At 67.4% G+C, this 19,541-nt stretch carries 18 protein-coding genes; 14 read left to right on the top strand and 4 right to left on the bottom strand.

Annotation, left to right across the window (positions count from 1 at the left end):
* The first annotated feature begins 28 nt into the window (after nucleotides 1–28).
* The 11 genes from Q0907_RS15675 to Q0907_RS15625 all read left to right on the top strand — a co-directional run bounded on the left by Q0907_RS15675 (nucleotide 29) and on the right by Q0907_RS15625 (nucleotide 12,878).
* Nucleotides 29–925: a DUF58 domain-containing protein gene (locus Q0907_RS15675; protein WP_299346603.1), complete on the top strand. Its 897-nt coding sequence runs from the start codon at nucleotides 29–31 to the stop codon at nucleotides 923–925.
* Nucleotides 926–927: 2 nt separating this feature from the next.
* Entirely contained in the window at nucleotides 928–1,380 is a 453-nt protein-coding gene (locus Q0907_RS15670) for a DUF4381 domain-containing protein (protein ID WP_299346690.1), read from the top strand.
* Nucleotides 1,377–2,399 (top strand): VWA domain-containing protein, encoded by a 1,023-nt coding sequence (locus tag Q0907_RS15665; protein ID WP_299346600.1) that lies wholly within the window; start codon nucleotides 1,377–1,379, stop codon nucleotides 2,397–2,399. The genes Q0907_RS15670 and Q0907_RS15665 overlap by 4 nt, the downstream gene beginning before the upstream one ends.
* On the top strand, nucleotides 2,396–4,144 hold the full coding sequence (locus tag Q0907_RS15660) for a tetratricopeptide repeat protein (RefSeq protein ID WP_299346597.1): 1,749 nt from the start codon (nucleotides 2,396–2,398) through the stop codon (nucleotides 4,142–4,144). Before Q0907_RS15665 ends, Q0907_RS15660 begins: the two co-directional genes overlap by 4 nt.
* Nucleotides 4,141–5,805: a BatD family protein gene (locus Q0907_RS15655; protein ID WP_299346594.1), complete on the top strand. Its 1,665-nt coding sequence runs from the start codon at nucleotides 4,141–4,143 to the stop codon at nucleotides 5,803–5,805. The genes Q0907_RS15660 and Q0907_RS15655 overlap by 4 nt, the downstream gene beginning before the upstream one ends.
* A gap of 139 nt (nucleotides 5,806–5,944) precedes the next feature.
* Nucleotides 5,945–7,258: a dicarboxylate/amino acid:cation symporter gene (locus Q0907_RS15650; protein WP_299346591.1), complete on the top strand. Its 1,314-nt coding sequence runs from the start codon at nucleotides 5,945–5,947 to the stop codon at nucleotides 7,256–7,258.
* Nucleotides 7,259–7,357: 99 nt separating this feature from the next.
* The gene (tkt, locus tag Q0907_RS15645; protein WP_299346587.1) at nucleotides 7,358–9,355 is read left to right on the top strand and encodes a transketolase; all 1,998 of its coding nucleotides are present in this window, start codon (nucleotides 7,358–7,360) and stop codon (nucleotides 9,353–9,355) included.
* A gap of 519 nt (nucleotides 9,356–9,874) precedes the next feature.
* Nucleotides 9,875–10,390 (top strand): hypothetical protein, encoded by a 516-nt coding sequence (locus Q0907_RS15640; protein ID WP_299346584.1) that lies wholly within the window; start codon nucleotides 9,875–9,877, stop codon nucleotides 10,388–10,390.
* 15 nt (nucleotides 10,391–10,405) lie between these two features.
* On the top strand, nucleotides 10,406–11,029 hold the full coding sequence (locus Q0907_RS15635; protein ID WP_299346581.1) for a hypothetical protein: 624 nt from the start codon (nucleotides 10,406–10,408) through the stop codon (nucleotides 11,027–11,029).
* Entirely contained in the window at nucleotides 11,026–12,360 is a 1,335-nt protein-coding gene (locus tag Q0907_RS15630) for an XVIPCD domain-containing protein (protein ID WP_299346578.1), read from the top strand. Before Q0907_RS15635 ends, Q0907_RS15630 begins: the two co-directional genes overlap by 4 nt.
* 14 nt (nucleotides 12,361–12,374) lie before the next feature.
* On the top strand, nucleotides 12,375–12,878 hold the full coding sequence (locus tag Q0907_RS15625) for a hypothetical protein (protein ID WP_299346575.1): 504 nt from the start codon (nucleotides 12,375–12,377) through the stop codon (nucleotides 12,876–12,878).
* Between the two features lie 119 nt (nucleotides 12,879–12,997).
* On the opposite strand, the gene Q0907_RS15620 is transcribed toward Q0907_RS15625, so the two are convergent.
* Nucleotides 12,998–14,950, bottom strand: a complete 1,953-nt coding sequence (locus Q0907_RS15620) for an acetyl-CoA hydrolase/transferase C-terminal domain-containing protein (RefSeq protein WP_299346572.1) — start codon at nucleotides 14,948–14,950, stop codon at nucleotides 12,998–13,000.
* 109 nt (nucleotides 14,951–15,059) lie between these two features.
* Here Q0907_RS15620 and Q0907_RS15615 point away from each other — a divergent pair, with 109 nt between their 5' ends.
* From Q0907_RS15615 to Q0907_RS15605, 3 genes are read left to right on the top strand one after another with little or no spacing between them, the layout of a single operon-like run.
* Nucleotides 15,060–15,428, top strand: coding sequence for a BlaI/MecI/CopY family transcriptional regulator (locus tag Q0907_RS15615; protein ID WP_299346569.1), 369 nt, complete (start codon nucleotides 15,060–15,062; stop codon nucleotides 15,426–15,428).
* Nucleotides 15,429–15,432: 4 nt separating this feature from the next.
* Complete coding sequence (locus Q0907_RS15610; protein WP_299346567.1) at nucleotides 15,433–17,091, top strand: TonB family protein; 1,659 nt, start codon at nucleotides 15,433–15,435, stop codon at nucleotides 17,089–17,091.
* On the top strand, nucleotides 17,091–17,612 hold the full coding sequence (locus Q0907_RS15605) for a hypothetical protein (RefSeq protein ID WP_299346566.1): 522 nt from the start codon (nucleotides 17,091–17,093) through the stop codon (nucleotides 17,610–17,612). Before Q0907_RS15610 ends, Q0907_RS15605 begins: the two co-directional genes overlap by 1 nt.
* Nucleotides 17,613–17,615: 3 nt before the next feature.
* On the opposite strand, the gene Q0907_RS15600 is transcribed toward Q0907_RS15605, so the two are convergent.
* From Q0907_RS15600 to modB, 3 genes are read right to left on the bottom strand one after another with little or no spacing between them, the layout of a single operon-like run.
* Entirely contained in the window at nucleotides 17,616–18,176 is a 561-nt protein-coding gene (locus Q0907_RS15600) for a flavin reductase family protein (protein ID WP_299346563.1), read from the bottom strand.
* Between the two features lie 40 nt (nucleotides 18,177–18,216).
* Nucleotides 18,217–18,834 carry an ATP-binding cassette domain-containing protein gene (locus tag Q0907_RS15595; RefSeq protein ID WP_299346560.1) on the bottom strand — a complete coding sequence of 206 codons (618 nt, stop codon included), beginning with the start codon at nucleotides 18,832–18,834 and terminating at the stop codon, nucleotides 18,217–18,219.
* Nucleotides 18,834–19,535 (bottom strand): molybdate ABC transporter permease subunit, encoded by a 702-nt coding sequence (gene modB / locus Q0907_RS15590; RefSeq protein ID WP_299346557.1) that lies wholly within the window; start codon nucleotides 19,533–19,535, stop codon nucleotides 18,834–18,836. The genes Q0907_RS15595 and modB overlap by 1 nt, the downstream gene beginning before the upstream one ends.
* Nucleotides 19,536–19,541 lie beyond the last annotated feature (6 nt).

Genomic DNA, 19,541 nt, shown 5'->3' with positions numbered 1-19,541 from the left:
CGGGATTGCACTCGCGCGTGTCCTGCCGATGAACGAAGGCATCCAGCCCACCCTGGCCGAGTTGATCGCGCTGCGTGCGAGCGCGCAGCGTCGCCCGCCCGCCCGGCGGGGCCGGCATTCGGTGAGTGGCCCGTCCGCCTCGCCGATGCGGGGTCGTGGCATGGAGTATGCGGAGTCGCGCGAGTATGTCGCGGGCGACGACGTGCGCCACATCGACTGGCGCTTGACCGCGCGCAGCGGCCGTACCCACACCAAGCTGTTCCAGGCCGAACGCGAACGGCTGACGCTGATCGTGGCCGATACCTCGCCGCTGCTCTATTTCGGTACGCGAACACGCTTCAAGTCCGTGCAGGCGGCGCGCGCTGGCGCAGTCGCGGCGTGGCAGGCTGCGCGCGACGGGGATCGCCTCGCCATCCTCCGCGGCAGCCTGGCGGAAGCACCCGTTCCGCCGGCGTCCGGCACCCGCGGTGCGCTGCGCGTGCTCGATGCGTTGGTGCGCTGGTATGCCGCGCCGCCGCCCGATGATCTCGGGCTCGCCTTCGCGCTGGACCACGCCGCACGGCTGCTGCGGCCCGGCTCACGGCTACTGGTGCTGGCCGATCCGCACAGCCTGGCGTACATTCCGGAATCGCGCTGGCCTGCGCTGGCCGCTCACCACGATGTCGTCGTCCTGTTGCTGACCGATCCGCTCGAAACGGCGCCGCCTTCCCGGCGCCTGCCGTTCGTCGTGGGCCACCAGCGCGTGGAGCTCGACCTGGCCAGCCCCTCGCAACGCGAGGCCTGGCGCATGGAGTTCCAGCAGCCTCTGGAGCGCGCGCTGGATCGCCTGCCTGCACGTGGCGTCCAGGTGCGCACGCTGTCGACCGATGCACCCAGCGACGCCTGGCTGGCGGCGCTGGGCCGCGCCCAGCCGCAGGTGGCATGACCATGGGATTGGCAACGCTGGTGCTGCGCGATGTCCATGTACCGGCTTCGCCGCCGTGGTGGCCGCTGGCGCCGGGATGGTGGCTGGTCGCGGGCGTCGTCGCCTTGCTGGTGGCGGGCGTTGTTGCATGGCGTTGGCATCGACGTCGCACGCGGCAGGCGTGGCTGCACTGGTTCGACGCCGCGATCGCAGGCGGCTCGCCCGCAGAGCAGGTCGCCGCCATGTCCGAACGGCTGCGCCGCGCCGCACGACGGTGTGATCCGTCTGCCGATCGCCTGCAGGGTGATGCGTGGCTGGCGTTCCTCGACGGTACGCAGGGCCGTGCGTTTTCGCAGGGGCCGGGTCGCCTGCTGCTCGAGGGAGGCTTCCGTCGCGAGGTGGCGCCTGCGGAACTGTCGGCCGCCACGGACGTGGCGCGCAAGCGATTCCTCGACCTGATGGCGGGCCGGCGATGAGCGCGTCCCTGCCGGTGCTGCAGTGGCTGCAGGATGGGTACGCGGGCTTCGCGTGGCCGTGGCTGTGGCTGGCGTTTCCGTTGCCGTGGCTGGTGCGCTGGCTGCTGCCGCCGCGGCAGACCCAGACCGATGCGCTGCAGGTGCCGTACGGGCCCGCAGTGCAGGCGATCGCCCGGCAGGGAGGGCGCGGTCTGCCCAAGCGCGGGGCTGCGCTGGCGTGGCTGGCGTGGTTCCTGCTGTGTGCCGCCGCTGCACGACCCCAGCAGTTCGGCGACGCCGTGACGCCACCCGTGAGTGGACGCGACCTGATGCTCGCAGTCGATTTGTCCGGCAGCATGACCGAGCCGGACATGGAGCTGGGCGGCGCCGTCGTCGATCGCCTGACGGCTGCCAAGGCCGTGCTTGCGGATTTCCTCGATCGACGCGACGGCGACCGCGTCGGCCTGCTGGTCTTCGGCCAGCGGGCGTATGCCATGACGCCGCTGACGCGCGACCTGCAGACGGTGCGCGACCAATTGCGCGATGCCGTCGCGGGCCTTGCCGGTCGCGAAACCGCCATCGGCGATGCCATCGCACTCGCCGTGCGTCGCCTGCGCACGCAGCAGGATGGCCAGCGCGTGCTGATCCTGCTCACCGACGGCGTCAACTCCGCCGGCGTGCTGACGCCCGCCAAAGCCGCGGAACTGGCAAAGGAAGAGCGCGTGCGCATCCATACCATCGCCTTTGGTGGCGATGGCGGCATCAGCGTGTTCGGCATCCCCTTGCCGATGCCGGCGAGTTCGGCCGAGGCCATCGATGAAGCCACCCTGCGCGATGTCGCCTCGCAGACCGGCGGGCGCTTCTTCCGCGCGCGCGATACGCGCGAGCTGGCAGGCATCTACGCCGAACTGGACCGGCTGGAGCCGGTGGAGCAGCCGGGCAGGGCGGTGCGCCCCCGCATCGAGCGCTACGCGTGGCCGCTCGCCGCGGCGTTGCTGGTGTCGCTGCTCGCGTTCGTGCTGCCGCGGAGGCATGCATGAGCATGGACTGGACGGCGTTGCACTTCCTCCGTCCCCACTGGTTGTGGGCACTGACGGCATTGCCCGTGTTGATGTGGGTCTGGCGCGTGCAGCGACAGCGCCGCAGTGCATGGCGGGGGCATGTCGATGCGCACCTCCTGCCGCACCTGCTGGTGCAGGGCGGCGTGCGGGTACGCGCTGGCCTGGCGGTGGCAAGCATCGCCTACGTACTGGCGGTACTGGCGCTGGCGGGCCCGAGTTGGCGCCAGGTCGACCAACCCCTCTGGCAGGTGCAGCGGCCTCTGGTGGTCGTGTTCGATCTTTCCAGCCGTACCACCGCGAGCGATCTGCCGCCATCGCGAGTGTTGCAGGCGCGGGCAAAGCTCGGACAGATCCTGGCTGCGCGCGCGGGAAGCCCCGTCGCGGTGGTCGCCTATGCCGACGACGCGTTCACCGTAGCGCCGCTGACCGACGACGTGGCCAACATCGGCCTGTTCCTCGACGACCTGTCGCCGGACATCATGCCGGTGGATGGCCAGCGCACCGACCGTGGCATCGCCTGGGCCGCCCGCTTGATGACGCAGGCGGATGTCCGGGGCGGCGACATCCTGGTGCTCACCGATCGCGCGGACGCCGACGCAACGGCCGCCGCCGCCGCCGCGCACGCGCAGGGCTACACCGTCTCCGTACTGGGATTGGGCACGGCGTCCGGCGCCGCCTACCGCGGCGGCGACGGAGTGATCGGGCGCGCGGCGCTGGATGCGACATCGCTGCGTCGCCTTGCCCGCGATGGCGGCGGTCGTTACGCGACGCTCACCACCGACGAGGCCGACATCGCCGCGCTGGCGCTGCGGTCCCCGCGCATGGCGGAGCAAGGCGGCGCGTCGTCCGGCGTCGGCAAGGCGTGGCGTGACGAAGGCTACTGGTTGCTGGTTCCACTGATGGCGCTCGCGTTGCTGGGGTTCCGCCGCGGCGCGCCCTTGGTCTTGTTGGGTGCGTTGTGGCTGCCGATGGCGCAACCCGCATCGGCCGCCGGCCTGGACTGGTGGCAGCGCAGCGACCAGGCCGAACACGCGCGCCTGGTGCACGGCGCCGACGCCTATCGGAAAGGTGATTACGTCGCCGCTGAAAAGGCGTTCAGCGGCATCTCCTCGGCGGAGGGTTGGTACAACCTCGGCAATGCGTTGGCGAAGCAGCAACGGTACGACGACGCCATCGCCGCCTACGATCGTGCGCTGCGCGCGAGGCCGGGCATGCCCGATGCGGTGGCGAACCGGGCCGCGGTCGATGCGGCCCGCAAGCGCCCGCCGTCCCCTCGAGACAACGACGGGAAGTCTGGGCAGCAGGGTGCGGGCCAGCAGGGCTCCCAAGGATCGCAAGGCCCGGCCAACGCAGGTGCGGATACGCCCGACAAGCCCTCGCGCTCGTCCTCTTCGGGGGCGCCGTCGACGCAGCAGGCAAAGGCGCCACCGGCTGGACGCCCCTCTTCCCGCGCACCTCCCGCATCGCCTCCCGATGCCGCCACGCAGTCCGCCGCTGATGCGGCACAACGCGAGCGCATGCGCCAGGCGATGTCGCAAGCGGCGGCACAGCGCGCCGGGCCGCCCGGTGGGGACACGCCCGCCGTGCAGGTCGAATCCGCGGAAGCGCGCGAACGCCGGCAAGCGGTCGACGCATGGTTGAAACGCGTGCCGGACGAACCCGGCTCGCTGCTGAAGGCGAAGTTCCGGCTTGAACAGGAACGCCGCCAGAGAGAAGGACGATGAGATACCGGGCGTGGTTGTGGATGTGCCTGTTGGTGGCGTGGCCGCTGTCCTCGCTGGCGGCCACGCGCGCGTGGCTGGAACAGTCGCAGGTGGCGTTGGGGCAGGCGGTCACCTTGAACGTGGAGACCGATGCGGTGTCCGCCACGCCGGACCTGACGCCACTGATGCGCGACTTCGACGTGGAAGGCCAGTCGGACAGTCGCAGCGTGCGCTGGGTGAACGGACGCATGGGCAGCAACACCACCTTCGCGCTCACCCTGCGACCGCGCCGCGCGGGCTCGCTCGAGATCCCCGCCCTTCAGGTGGGCAACGACCGTACCGCACCGCTGGTGCTGGAAGTGACGGCCACGCCGACCGCCAGTGCCGCCGCCAACGGGCTGGTGTTCGTCGAAACCGAGATCGACGACGCGGATCCCTACGTGCAGCAATCGGTCGGCATCACGGTGCGACTGTTCTACGCCACGCCGCTGTCCGGCGAGCTGGATCTCGATCCTCCCGACGGCGCCCTGCTGCAACGCGTGGGCGAGATCGTGCAATCCAGCCGCGAGATCGATGGGCGGCGCTACAGCACGGCCGAGCGCAGGTACCTGCTCGTGCCCGAGCGTAGCGGCCCCCTGATCCTGCCTGGCGCGCGCTTTCGCGGAAGGACGGCGGGCGGCTGGATGGACGACCTGTTCGGCGGGAGCGGCCGCGACGTCAACATCACAGGATCGCCGCGCACGCTGCAGGTACGGCCGCAACCTGCCACCGCGCCGCAACCCTGGCTGCCCGTGCGCGACGTGCGCCTGCGCTATACCGCGGTGCCCGAGCAGCTGCGCGCCGGCGAGGCCGCGACGCTGGCGATCGAAGCCACGGTCGTCGGCGCCACGCAGGCGCAGCTGCCGGAATTCCCCGCACCGGCGGTGCCGGGCGCACAGGTCCTTGCGGAGCCGGCGCAGTACGACGAGACCTTCGTCGGTGGAACGCCGCAGGTGAAGCTGACGCGGCGCTACTCCCTCATCCCGGCCCGGCCCGGTGCGCTCGCCGTGCCGGGAATGGCGATGGCGTGGTGGGACGTGCGCGCGGGAACGGCGAAGCGCGCGACGCTTCCCGACCTGACCCTGCCGGTTGCCGCGGGAATCGCGCCGGCCGCAGCAGGCAACCTTGCTCTGGCCTCGCAGGGCGGGGAAGAAGGGGAACTGGTCGCCACCGGTGGTGAACGGCGCATGCCCCCGCATCTGTGGCCATGGGTGGCTGCCGGCTTCGCGCTGCTGTGGCTCGCGACGCTGGTATGGGCACTGTCGCGTCGCCAGCCGGGTACGCGCGTCGTGCGCGAGTTCCCCCCCGCGCCACTGGACCTGCCCCACGCAGCGGCTTCGCGCGCCACCCACACCGCCGCCGACTTGAAGCGTGTGCTCGACGCCGGCGATCTGGACGACATCGAACACGTGCTCTGTGGCATGGCGCATCCCGTCGCGGGCGACCTCGACGAGCTGCAGCGTCGCCTCGTCGCACCGGCGCAGCGGAACGCGGTGGATCTGCTGCGGCGTGCCCGCTGGGCGGGGGGCGATGCCGCGCAGGCGCGTGCCGCATTGCGCGAAGCGTTCCGCGGAGGTCCGCAGTGGTCTGCGCCGCTCATGCGCGCGGAGGAAGAGCCGTTGCCGCCCCTGTATCCAAGATAGGGGACATCGTGCCCATGTTCGTCATCGTCAGGAGAAGGGAGACGACTCACGCCGCCACGCCCGACGTTGCACATGAGGCGCGCCGGGGCCTTGCACCGGGTTTGCTAAGCTCCCGCCTTTGCCCCTGCAGGAACTGCCGATGACCGACGCCACGCCCGCCAAGCGCGCCAGACTCCCTCTGCACTGGAAGATGGCCATCGGCTTCGGCGTCGGCCTGATCGTCGGACTCATCGTGCATGCCACCGGCCAGGGCGATGCCGGCTGGGTGCAGGACGTGACAAAGTACGTCACCACGCCTTTCAGCAAGATCTTCCTCAACCTGATCTTCATGCTGATCGTGCCCTTGCTTTTCTCTGCGCTGGTCTGCGGTATCGCGGAGATGGGCGATATCCGCGCGCTGGGCCGGATCGGCTGGAAGACGCTCGCCTATACCATCTTGCTGTCGGCGGTCGCCGTGCTGCTGGGCCTGCTGCTGGTCAACGTGTTCAAGCCCGGCGTCGGCGTCGATCCTGCGCTGGCGCAGCAGCTGATCGCCGAGAACGCCGAGCGCACCAAGGAAATCGTCGCCAGCGTCGGCAGTCAGCCGACCGGCATGGACATGCTGCTGTCGATCGTGCCCGACAACGTCATAGGCGCGGCGTCGAGCAACGCGGCGATCCTGTCGCTGATGTTCTTCGCGGTGATGTTCGGCATTGGCCTGGTGCTGACCCCGTCGGAGAACACCGGCATCCTGAAGCGCGGCATCGAGGGTGTGTTCGAGATCTCGATGACGCTGATCGGCCTGGTGATCCGCCTCGCCCCGTACGCGGTGGCCTGCTTCATGTTCAACCTGGCCGCAATCTTCGGCTTCGACCTGCTGCTGAGGTTGGGGCAGTATGTGTTCGTGGTCGTGCTCGCGCTGGCACTGCATCTGCTGGTCAGCTACTCCGTCGCATTGAAGCTCGCCGGCTATTCGCCGCTGACGTTCTTCCGTGGCGCGCAGGAAGCGATGGTGATGGCGTTCTCCACCGCGTCGAGCAACGCCACCCTGCCCACCGCACTGCGCGTGGCCGACGAGAAGCTGGGCCTGCCGCGCACGGTGTCGCGCTTCGTGCTGACCGTGGGTGCCACCGCCAACCAGAACGGCACCGCGCTGTTCGAGGGCGTGACGGTGATCTTCCTGGCCCAGTTCTTCGGCGTGGACCTGTCGCTGGGCCAGCAGTTCATGGTGATGCTGGTGTGCATCCTGGGCGGCATCGGCACGGCCGGCGTGCCGTCCGGTTCGCTGCCGGTGGTGGCGCTGATCTGCGCCATGGTCGGCGTGAACCCCATCGGCATCGGCCTGATCCTGGGCGTGAACCACTTCCTCGACATGTGCCGGACCACGCTGAACGTCACCGGCGACCTGACCCTGGCCTCGTTGGTGGCCAAGGGCGAGCGCACCGACGTGAAACTGCCGGGGCAGCGGGGCTAACACCGCGGAAAGCACGCTGCAACCGCGACAGGGCGGGCAGGGGGTGGGACAATGGGCGGCCCGCAGCCCGCCGGGCGCCGCCCCCTGTTCCGACTCCCCATGACGACGCCCACCCGCCGCCAGCTCGCCAACGCCATCCGTTTCCTCGCCGCCGACGCGGTGCAGGCCGCCAACTCCGGTCACCCCGGCATGCCCATGGGCATGGCCGACATCGCCGAAGTGCTGTGGAACGACTACTACCGCCACAGCCCGTCGAACCCGCACTGGTTCAACCGCGACCGTTTCGTGCTGTCCAACGGCCACGGCTCGATGCTGCACTACGCGCTGCTGCACCTGGCAGGTTACGACCTGCCGCTGCAGGAACTGAAGAACTTCCGCCAACTGCACAGCAAGACCGCCGGCCACCCGGAGCGCCACGAGACCCCGGGCGTGGAAACCACCACCGGTCCGCTCGGCCAGGGCTTCGCCAACGCGGTCGGTTTCGCGCTGGCCGAGAAGCTGCTGGCGCAGCGCTTCAACCGCGAGGGCCACGATCTCATCGATCACCGCACCTTCGTGTTCATGGGCGACGGCTGCCTGATGGAAGGCGTGTCGCATGAAGCCGCCTCGCTCGCCGGCACCTGGGGCCTGGGCAAGCTGGTCTGTTTCTGGGACGACAACAAGATTTCCATCGACGGCAACACCGATGGCTGGTTCACCGACGACACGCCGGCCCGCTTCGAAGCATATGGCTGGCAGGTCGTGCGCAACGTCAACGGCCATGACCCGGTCGAGATCAAGACCGCGATCGATACCGCGCTGAAGGCCACCGACAAGCCCACGCTGATCTGCTGCCGCACCACGATCGGTTTCGGTTCGCCGAACAAGGCCGGCAAGGAATCCAGCCACGGCGCACCGCTGGGCAAGGACGAACTGGAAGCCACGCGCGCCGCGCTGGAATGGCCGTACGGTCCGTTCGAAGTTCCGGCAGATATTTACGCAGGCTGGAACAAGGTCGAGGCCGGCAGGGCGCTGGAAGCCGACTGGAACGCCCTGCTCGACGCGTACGCCGCGCAGTACCCGGAGCAGGCCGCCGAACTCAAGCGCCGTGCCTCGGGCGAACTGCCCGCCGACTTCGTTGCCCAGGCCGATGCCTACATCGCCAAGGTGCAGGCCGAGGGCCCGGTGATCGCCTCGCGCAAGGCTTCGCAGAACGCCATCGAAGCGTTCGCGCCGCTGCTGCCGGAACTGGTCGGCGGCTCGGCCGATCTGGCGCACTCCAACCTCACGCTGTGGAAGGCCAGCAAGTCGGTCTCCACCACCGATCCGAACGCCAACTACGTGTACTACGGCGTGCGCGAGTTCGGCATGACCGCGATCGCGAACGGCCTGGCGCTGCACGGCGGCTTCGTGCCGTTCGACGCCACCTTCCTGGTGTTCAGCGACTACGCCCGCAACGGCGTGCGCATGAGCGCGCTGATCCCGGCGCACGCCATCCACGTGTACACGCACGACTCCATCGGCCTGGGCGAAGACGGCCCCACGCACCAGCCGGTCGAGCACTTGGCCTCGCTGCGCTACATCCCGAACAACGACGTGTGGCGTCCGTGCGACGCGGTGGAATCGGCAGTGGCGTGGAAGCAGGCCATCGTCCGCCAGGACGGCCCGAGCTGCCTGGTGTTCTCGCGCCAGAACCTGCCGCACCAGCCGCGCACCGAGGCGCAGGTGGGCGATATCGCGCGCGGCGGCTACGTGCTGGCCGATGCCGATGGCACGCCGGACGTCATCCTGATAGCCACCGGTTCTGAAGTCGGCCTGGCCACGCAGGCCAAGGCCACGCTGGATGCGCAGGGCATCAAGACGCGCGTGGTGTCGATGCCGTCGACCGACGTGTTCGATCGCCAAGACGCGGCTTACCGCGAGGCCGTGCTGCCCAAGGCCGTGCGCAAGCGCGTCGCCGTCGAAGCCGCGATCAGCGACTTCTGGGGCAAGTACGTGGGTCTGGATGGTGCGGTCATCGGCATGACCACGTTCGGCGCCTCCGCGCCGGCCGACGCGCTGTACAAGCACTTCGGCATCACCGCGGACGCAGTGGTCGAGGCGGCGAAGTCGCTCTGAGCGGGACGTGCTGCGAGACTGAGAAAAGCCGGGCAGTGCCCGGCTTTTCTTTTGGGGTCGAGTGAAAGATCTAGGCAGGGTGATCTTGGTTCAGCGTGGCCTTCCGGTATCAGTGCGGCTACCCGCATCTCGATGAGAAGTCGTCGTCGCTTCGCTTCCTTGGGCCTTTGCTGGCTTTGCCGGACTGAACGGCCCCACTCCTGTTGCCACCGCATCGCAATGACTTCGCGGACAGGTTGCGTCCTGTCACAAACTTTGCCGCCCTCCAGTGTGACTTGATCACATGCAAGTGGGGTGCAGCGGGCTCCCACGTTTTGTGGCTAGCCGAATTTCCAATTCCTGATGCGCGGTGATAGGTTTGGCGCGAAGCCCATGCGATGGAACGCAATGATGATGCCACCTCTGCGAAGTGCACATTTCCGCCGTGTCGCATCACTGCTTCTAGCGACTGCTACCGTGATTTCTGCCGGTTGCGCCACCTCATCCGAGACATCCGTACTTGCGAAGGAGATCGCTGCCATGGCCGCGTCAGACACCAGCCCCGCGACTGAGAGTCCAGCACTTTCTGCCGAAGAAATCGGCAGGCGGTTCCTGAAGCTGATCGAGGGCTTAGAGTCACGGGAAGATCTGAATCTTGAGCGCGTCCAGAGAGTGTTGGGCGTCCCGCTGAAGCGCTTTGATGGCACGCCAGAATACCTGTACGGGTATAGCCAGCCATTAGGTGAAGGGTGGTACTTCAGCCTCGACTACATCTCCGGTTCGCCTTCCTTGCTCCGTGGAGTGAGCTTGGCGTTCGGGAAGCCAGGTGAGCGTTTTCCCGATTTCCCTGCTTTCGCGTGCAACTTGGATTTCGAGGATTACCACAATGCGTTGCTAGCGGTGGGTTTTCGTGATGCTCCGATCTACGGAGAGATTGGTGAGTTGCGAAGCTGGCGCTATTACAAGGGCGATATCACGCTTTCGATCATTCCGCAAAACGTGGTAGCAGGAACGCCGGGCAGACTGTGCGTCAAGTCCATCAGTACATTGAACTGACGCAGGAGCATGAGGATGGTCAAGCCAAATCCGCAACTTGAGGCCGCACTTTCGCGGTTTGCCGCTCAGCCCGGTGCCACGCCGGTCCAGGAGGCCCAATTGCGGGCAGCGGTCCTCGCCGATCCCAACCGGCTAAACGTGCTCAACCAGCAGGCCGTCACCCGTCAGCTTCAGGGCTTTGCCTTGGAGATGTCGAGTACATCACCCAGTTTGATCGGCACGTACGACAAGCAGGCCGGTGTGATCACGTTGCCGGCGACTAGCTTTCGGCCCGTCGGCACGACGGCAAGCGATGACTTGAAGGCAGTGATCGGGCTACAGGCGATCACCGTCGATTTCGCCTACAAGACTTGGCAGGACCATGCCGGGAAGATCCACGCCGTTGATCAGGACATGGTTACCAACCTGCAGTCTGCACCTAAAGGATCGTCCGTGCTGGCGGATCAGATGAAAGACGCGATAAGACAGGGGCACGTGCAGCATTTCAGTCTGTTGGGGCACGGAATGGCGGCAGGAGCCACTATGACGGAAATACGGTGCGACAGGACGGCACGCCGAAAGGCATCAATCTGTCTCCGTCGGGTTTGCAAACCAATACACCCGCAAATCCCCTTGGCAGATACGATGTTCGAGATATGACTTTCGTCTTAGGTCACGAGATCCGGCATGGCTTTAACAATGCCGCTAAGGATAATGCGACTGGGATATTCGTCCGGAGCATAACCGTTCAAGCTAAGGCGCAAGGGCACATACACGACTATACGGACGAGTTGCGGGCTTACATCCAAGCAGGGCGGGAGGATGAGGCGAAAGCAGAGATCGCAGGCTGGAACGCGCTGTTGAGTCGCGAGCGACAGCTTAATCCTTCCATGCCAGGCTTGGACATGATGGCAGACGCAGGTAATGACAGGACGTTGGACTTTGTCCAGCGCGACCCTGTTACCAAGGCGCTCAATATCAATCAGGGCCTCACCTTCAACCAAGACGGCAGCCTGTCGCAGAACCCCGCCAACATCGCGGCGATGGGCCAGCACTACTTCGATCGCCCATCCCATGTGCATGCGCAGCCCGGCCAACGCCCCGTGGGCATCGGCGAACACAAACCCCACCCCACCGCCGACTATCCCAACTACTACGGCACTTGGGCGCTTGAGCAGATCGTCGCCGCAGAAGACCGGGCCAATGTGTCATATAAAGGGGCGCGCCCGCAGATCGCCATCGACATGGCGGCCCTCGGCTTGAAGGAAAACCTGATCGAAATGGAAGGGCTGGACCTTGGCGCTAACAAAGCGCCGCGCCCTTATCTGGACACGAGCCAAGTCCCGGCGAAGCCCGGCCATTTCCACCACACCCAGGACGCAAGCATGGGGCACGACCATCAGCACGTGCCGATCGCGGTTGCAGGGCGGATCCGCGCCAGCGGCGACCCGGTGGTCGATCGCTGGATCGACGCGCTGCAGGTGGGTGACCAGGCCGCTGCCAAAGTCCTGCAGAAGGAGTTCACCGAATCGCCTGATGGTCGACGTTTGTGGGCCGAGTCACTGGCCGATGCTCAGGCCTGGGAGGCCCGGCAGAAGCCATGGCTAGCGCAAGCCCGGGATACTCCGCTGTTCAATCAGGCGATGGATCACCTGGAACGGTTGGAGCCGCAGATGGATGCCCACTGGACGCAGCAACAGCGCGAACAACTCGCCGGCACGATCGCACTGGAGGCGCGGCGCGATCACCTGCCGGAAATCAGCGCTCTCGTCCAGACCCACGACGGTGGCCTGATGGCGGTGTGGAACCACCCACACAATCCGATCCTGGATCGGCGGACGGATACGATCAACCCAGCGCAGGCGTCTGAGCAACCGCTGCGGCAGAGCATGCAGGCGTTCAACGAGGAAACGCAGCGGCAGGAACAGCAGACCATCATTGACGCGCAGCAACGGCAAGTGCAGGAACAGCAGCAGGGAATGGCAAGGTAGCCGAGGGGAACGCAATGAACGACACGGATGCCATCCGCCGTTTGATGTTGGCGGTAGAACGGCTCGAGGATGCCGCCGACAAGCAGGCGCGACAGATGGCCGAAGGCCTGCAGCACGCGCATGTGGCCAATGCTGAACTGGCGACCGCGCGTGAGGCCGAGGAGGCCAAGCTGAGGCAGGCGATGGTTCGTCTGTTCCAGGAGCAGCAGCAGAAGACCGAGGTCGCCCTTCGGCCCGTGATTGGCAAGGCGTGGCGGGGCCTGATCGGCGTCGCCGCGGGCTTCGCGTTGTTGTACGCCGGCCTGCTTCTGCTGCTCCGTCACGAGTACCAACGGCTGAAGGATGCCCAACTGCGCGCAGATGCGGCCGAGGTGTCGGCTGAAGTCCGGCACGCCTCCCAGCATGTCGAAATCACCTCCTGCGGAGGTCGTCCGTGCATCGCCATCGATCCGGAGTCGGCAACGTGGAAGAGTCGCGGCAAGGAATACATTCTGGTGGACGGCAGGTCAGGCAAGTAGCAGAAGCGGCAAGGAGTGGCAACTCCGCCTTGCCATGTCGCCGTGCAAGCCCCTGTCTTGACCCAGCCCGTCGTCCCGGCTTCTGCCGGAATGATGCCGTTATGGATTGCTTGGCGTGATTATGAAGACTGCCGCGTTTCCCGCAAGCCGAGTGCCAGCAGCTTCGCTTCCAGGCGTTCGCCCAACGTCCCGGGCGTCGCCAGCGCCATGCGCGCCATCGCCTCGGCATCGTTTGATGGGGCACTTAGCGCGCGCATGACTGTACCGATCTTCTTCCAGGGCGTCGCCGTATTTGCCTTCAGCCAGCCGAGTGCACTGACGATGCGCTGCTCGACCTCGGTGAAGTCGCTGCCGAGCGGGTAGTCCGGCAGCGTGCCGTCGTGACGGAAGGCGCGCAGGCGCGCGGACAGGTGCACCGGCGTGTTGTCGATCCAGTGGCCGGGCGCATGGAAGCCGCTGCGCAGCTTGCCTTCGTGCTTCGCGCGCTCGACAAGTGCCGGCTGGAAGCGCGCGTCGGTGATGCCGCCCATCGCGATCACGCAATCCTCGTCGTTCTTGCCGCGCAGGTCCGCGATGCCGTATTCGTTGACGTACAGGTCGCGCAGGTGGCGGGGAATGGTGGTGTGGCCGTAATTCCAGCGGACGTTGGAGGCGGGCGCGCCGGCATCGTCGCGCACTGCGCGGAACATCAACGCGCTGCGCGCGTTGTCCAAGGTGTTGGACATGTCGACGAAGTTGTACTGGCCGCCGACGCCCGAAACCACCCGACCGTCTTCCAGTCCGTCCGAGACGGCCGCACCGAGCGCCGTGACCATCATGCAGGAGTTGAAGAAGCGGGCGTCGTGGCGTTGCAGGCGGGCGAGCGATTCATGGTCGCGTTGCAGTTCGTTGATCAGGCTGATGCGGCGCATGCCGATGGCACGGCGCTGGTCGTCCGGCAGGTCGCGCAACCACTGGTAGAACGCGGGCGACCCCAGGTAGAACGCGCCATGCAGGTACTCGCCGTCGCGCTCCAGCCGCGCCTGGTCGCCCAGGTTGGCCGTGCCGTCGGCGACGCGCCGCATCAGCGCTTCGTCATCCACCACCTTGCGCCGGATCACGCCGGTCTCGACCAGTCGCTTGAAGCCCTCGTTGACCATCTCGCTGCAGCCGTACAGGCCGATAGCGAACGGGTCGAGGCCACCGCTGGCGAGCACGGCGGGATGTTGCTCCAGCGCGGGATCGAGGGCGGCCAGGATGCGCCGGTAGGTGGCGTTGTCGGTGTGGCGCAGCACCAGTGCGTGGCACAGCGCATCGGCGAGCGCACCGATGCCGATCTGCAGCGTGCCGCCATCGCGGACCAGCGCACTGGCATACAGGCCGATGGCGTAATCGACGTCGGATACCGGCTGGCGCGGCAACCCGAACAGGGACGGATAAGGGCCAGGTGGGGTGATGACGATGTCGAAGTAGGCCTCGTCCACCGCCGCGGTGCCGCCGATCCAGGGCAACTGCGGATCGACTTCCGCCACCAGCAAGGGGCGCGGCAGGCCGCGCGCCACGATGGCATCGACGGCATCCTGGGTCAGGTCGTTGTTGCACGAGAACGACAGCCGCGTGCCGCCCGGTTCGCGCGCGACCTTCTGCACGATCACGTTGAGCGCGCGGTCGGCGAGTGCCCGGGCAACGTGCGTGTAGTTGAGGCTGGCGTACAGGCGTTGTGCGGTGGTGGAGCGCAGCAGCGCGCCGCCCTGCATGTAGAACTCCTCCACCTCCATGTGCGCGGGCAGCGCGTCGCGCTTCATCGCCTGCACGTAATCCAGCCGCGGGAAGTCCTCGCCGAAATGCCGCGCGGCGAACGGCTTCACGAATCGTCCCTCCAGTCCGCTGCCACCCGCAGGCGGATCGAGCGACAGCGCGGTGTAGAGCGACCACGGGCGCGACGGGTCCGCTACGCCGCGCCGGTAAAGCGCATTGAGCAGGCGGTGCGGCTTGCCGATGCCGAGCGGTGCGCCCATGCGCAGCGGCCCGTCGGTGTGGGCAAGGATCAGGTCGACGGCTTCGTCGAGATCGGTCAGGTGGCGTGGGGTCATGTGTGCAGCTTAGCGAAGCCGGGTGATCCGCCGACGAATGGGGGCGCGGGAGGCCTTGACACGGGTTTCGTTTACGGGCGTAATCAATAAAAATTACAGGCGTAAACGTATGTCGATCAGCGATGCGGAAGCTGTGGTGATGGACGTGTTGTGGCGGCGCCATCCCTCCAGTGCGGAAGACGTGGTCGCGGCCTTGGCCGGCCGCGCGGAATGGGCGGAGCCGACGGTGAAGACCCTGCTCAACCGCCTGCTCAACAAGGGCGCGATCCAGGCCGAGAAGGAGGGGCGTCGCTATCTGTATTCGCCCGTGCTCAGCCGCGATGCCTGGCTGGCGGAGCAGAGCGCGGGGCTGGTGGACCGCCTGTTCGGGGGGCGTGTGGCGCCGCTGGTCGCGCATTTCAGCGAGCAGCGCAAACTCTCCTCGGCCGATATCGCCGAACTGAAACGCCTGATCGCGGAGCTCGACGATGGCGAATGACGCGATGATGGCCCTGCTCGAAGCGACCATCGCCAGCACGCTGGCCATCCTGCTGGTGATGATCCTCCGTGTCCCGCTGCGTCGTCATCTCGGCGCCGCGACTGCGCACGCGCTGTGGATCTGCGTACCACTGGCCTGCGTGGCGGTACTGGTGCCGGCCCGTCACGCCGAGACGCAGTGGGTGCTGCCGCAGGCTGTCGTACTGCAGCCTGCATCGGTGGCGGCCGTCGAAGCAAACGCGTCATGGCCCGCGCTGCCGGCGTTGCTGCTTGCGTTCTGGGGCGCCGGCGCCTTCATCATGGTTGCGCGATTGGCCGCGCAACAGCGGCGCTTCATCCGTGCCGTGGGGCCGATGACGGAAGTCGCGCCGGGCGTGCTGCGAGCGAGCGACAGCGCGGGCCTTCCGGCGGCTTACGGCGTGCTGCGGCCCAAAATCCTGCTGCCGGCGGACTTCGACAAACGCTACACGGACGCTGAGCGCGCGCTGGTGCTGTGCCACGAGCGCCTGCACATCCGCCGCGGCGACTTGTTCGGCAACCTGCTCGCCGCGCTGCTGCGCAGCGTGTTCTGGTTCAACCCGCTGATACACATCGCGTCGCGCCTGCACCGCCTGGACCAGGAGTTCGCCTGCGATGCGGCCGTGGTCGCACGCCATCCCGGCGAGCGCCGCACCTACGGCGAAGCGATGCTGAAGGCGCATCTGGCTGGCATCCCGCTGCCCGCGGGCTGCCACTGGACGCACCACCACCCCCTCAAGGAGAGGATCGCCATGCTGAAGCACCCTTTGCGCAGCCGCACCCGCCGGTTCGCCGCCGCCGCCCTGGTCATGCTGCTGGTCGCTGGCACCGGCATCGCCGCGTGGGCCGCGCAGCCCGCTGCACAGGCGCAGGGCGCACACGACTTCCACTACCGGATTGGTGCGACGCTTGAGGTCGATGGCGAACGCCAGGACGTTGTCCTGCGCGACTGGCCGGGCCAGAAGGTGGGTTTCGCATCGACGACGAAAGCCGGCCGCGCGTGGCGCATCGAGCTGGTCGTCGATCCTGCGGCAGAAGGCCAGGTGAGGCTCGCCGGGGACATCAGCGTGGACGGCAAGCCTGTGTCCAAACCGGTACTGATGGGTCTGCTCGACAAGGCGATGCGTATCGAGGTTACCCCGCCGGATGGCAGCTCGACGTTCGCGCTGTCGATGATCGTCAGCCGGCACGACGGCGCGCCCGGGCCGGACGCGGCCAGCGTGCCTAAGCAGCCCGCACCTGCTTATCCGGCCGAGGCGAAGGCGCGCGGCCAGAGTGGGCTGGTGGTGCTGAAACTGCGCGTGGGACCGGACGGCCGCGTTCGCGAGGCGATCGTGGAATCCTCCGAGCCCGCCGGACTGTTCGATGAAGCGTCGCTCGCCGCCGCCCGGCAGTGGACGTTCGAGCCGCCCATGGAGAATGGCATGCGCGGCGAAGGCTGGGTACGCGTGCCGATTCGCTACGACGTCGGCGGCGATCCGGACGGACGCGAAGGATCGTCGGAGACTGATCCGCCCACGGCGTGGAGCACGCTCGACATGGCGCAGTCGACGTCCCTCAGGACGTTGGAATGCGATGAGATGAAGTTCGATGGCGAAGACGGTCGCAAGGTGTCCTGCGGGCAGCGCGTTGCCAACAAGCCCTAATGCGTTTCTTCGCATGTGCCATCGCAGTGTGGCTGGTCAGCGGCTGCGCGCACCGTATCGACAGCATCGGGCAGCGCCTGTTGCTGCCTGAAGCGGCCGGGCGTTACGAAATGGCGGCACACCAGGCCTTCGTCTACCCGGTACCCATCGATACGGCCGGCCCCGCGTTCCCGTCGGCGGGCATGCCGCGCGAACTGACGGCGCTCACCTTGTGCGTGGCGTTCGTGGTGGATGACAAGGGCAAGGCGACGCAAGTCGTGCCGCTGCGTCAGGCAGGCTGCGCGGATGGCGCCGCGCAGCCACTGTTGCGCGATGCGGCGCTATCCGCGGTGTCGGGATGGACCTTCGAACCCGCGATGTTCTGCGACTATCCGGACGCCACGAGTCGTGATCGGGACTGGAACGGATACGGCTGCGCCGGCGAACGCGTGCAGGCGCGTATCGTGCCGGTCACGCTGGCCTATGCCTTCACCTTCGAAATCCGCGAAGGCAGGCAGCGCTTGGCAGCGCGAAAACGCTGACGCTCACTGCGCCAGCATGTCCGGTCGGAACAGGCGGCGTCGGGAAACCTCGTGGCCGGCGACCATGAAGCGGCCTTCGCCTCGGTAATGCACCGTGCGGGGCACGCGCGGCGAGGGCGCGACGTGTGCTGCCAGCACGCGCCATACGAATAGCGGGTAGTCGGCGGTGATGCGGGTTTCGTGCAAGCGACACTCGAACTGTGCGTGGCATTCGGCGATCCGCGGCGCGTCCACCTCGCGCGAGCGCAGCGCGGTGAGGCCGAAGCGCTCGAACTTGTCCTGCTCGGTGCTGCTGCAGTTGCCGATGCGTACGACGGTGTCCAGCAGGCCCTCGGTCGGCAAGTTGATCACGCAGGCGCGGCTCGCGCGCGCCAGCGCGTGGCTGCGATTCGCGTCCCAGATATAGGTGCCGACCAGGTCGTAACCCAGCATCATGTGCCAGCCCAGCGTCATGATCGCGCGTTCGCCGTTGTGTGCGGTGCTCACCAGCACGACGGGCCCCGGCTCCAGGTAGTGACGGGTCTGGTCAACAGGCAGGGACTTCCAGCGCTTGGGGTGTGTCATGCGGGGCGCTCCTGGGGCGTCGCCGCATCCTACGACGACGTCAGTCGAGAACGTGTGTGGAGTCGGCCACGCGGCGTACTTCGTCCGGATGATGGCTGACGTAGACGATGGGCAGGCGGATCTCGTCGCGCACACGCTGCAGGTAGGGGATGAGTTCCTCGCGCCGGGCCTGGTCAAGCGACGACAGCGGCTCGTCGAACAGCAGCAGCGAGGGCTGCGACAGCAACGCGCGACCGATCGCGACGCGCTGCGCCTCGCCACCGGACAGGTTGCGCGTGCGGCGACCGAGCAGCGGTGCGATGCCAAGCAGGTCCACGACGGCATCGAATCCGAAGCGGGGCGCGCCCCGCCCGCCGTGGCGCCCGTAGAGCAGGTTGCGGCGCACGTCCAGGTGCGGGAACAACCGCGCATCCTGGAAGACATAACCGATGCGGCGCTGGTGCACCGGCACGTCGATGCGCTGCGCACTGTCGAACAGGCGATGGCCGTCCACGTCGATGCGCCCGGCCACGGGCGTCACCAGTCCGGCGATGGCATTGAGGACGGAGGTCTTGCCCGCGCCGGACGGCCCCACCAGGGCGATCACGCGCGCGTCATCCTGGATGCGCACGTGGCGATGAAAGTGTCCTCGCCGCAGTTCGATGTCTAGGTGCAGCATCAGCTGTCCTCGCCCTGGCGCGTGTGGTGCCGGCGCACCAGCCACTCCGAGAACAGCAGCGCGGCCAGCGAGATCGCCACGGCGACCGCGGCGAGGCGCCAGATGCCGGCTTCGCCACCGGGCACCTGCATCAGGCCATAGATCGCGGCGGACAGCGTCTGCGTCTCGCCGGGGATGTTGGAGACGAAGGTGATGGTGGCGCCGAATTCGCCAAGCGCTTTCGCGAATGCCAGCACGCTGCCAGCCACCAGGCCGGGCCAGGCCAGCGGCAAGGTGACGGTGAAGAAGACGCGCCACGGGCCGGCGCCCAGGGTGGACGCGGCCTGTTCCAGACGGCGGTCGGTGGCTTCGAGCGACAAGCGGATCGCGCGCACCATCAGCGGGAAGCCCATCACCGCGCACGCAAGTGCCGCGCCGGTCCAGCGGAACGCGAACACGAGGCCCAGGTGATCCTTCAGGAAAGCGCCGATGGCGCCCTGCGTGCCCAACGTCACCAGCAATCCGTAACCCATCACCACCGGTGGCAACACCAGCGGCAGGTGCACCACGGCATCCAGCAGCGCCTTGCCCGGGAAGCGCGTGCGCGCCAGCACCCAGCCGACCAGCACGCCGAACGGCAGGCTGGCGAGCGCGGCCACCAGTGCCACCTTCAGGCTGAGCCGGATCGCGGTGAGTTCTTCCGCGGTGAACGCATCGAGCATGAAGGC

The sequence above is a fragment of the uncultured Pseudoxanthomonas sp. genome (assembly GCF_947498795.1).
Lineage (GTDB): Bacteria > Pseudomonadota > Gammaproteobacteria > Xanthomonadales > Xanthomonadaceae > Pseudoxanthomonas_A.
This window is presented reverse-complemented; position numbering and strand designations above follow the sequence as displayed.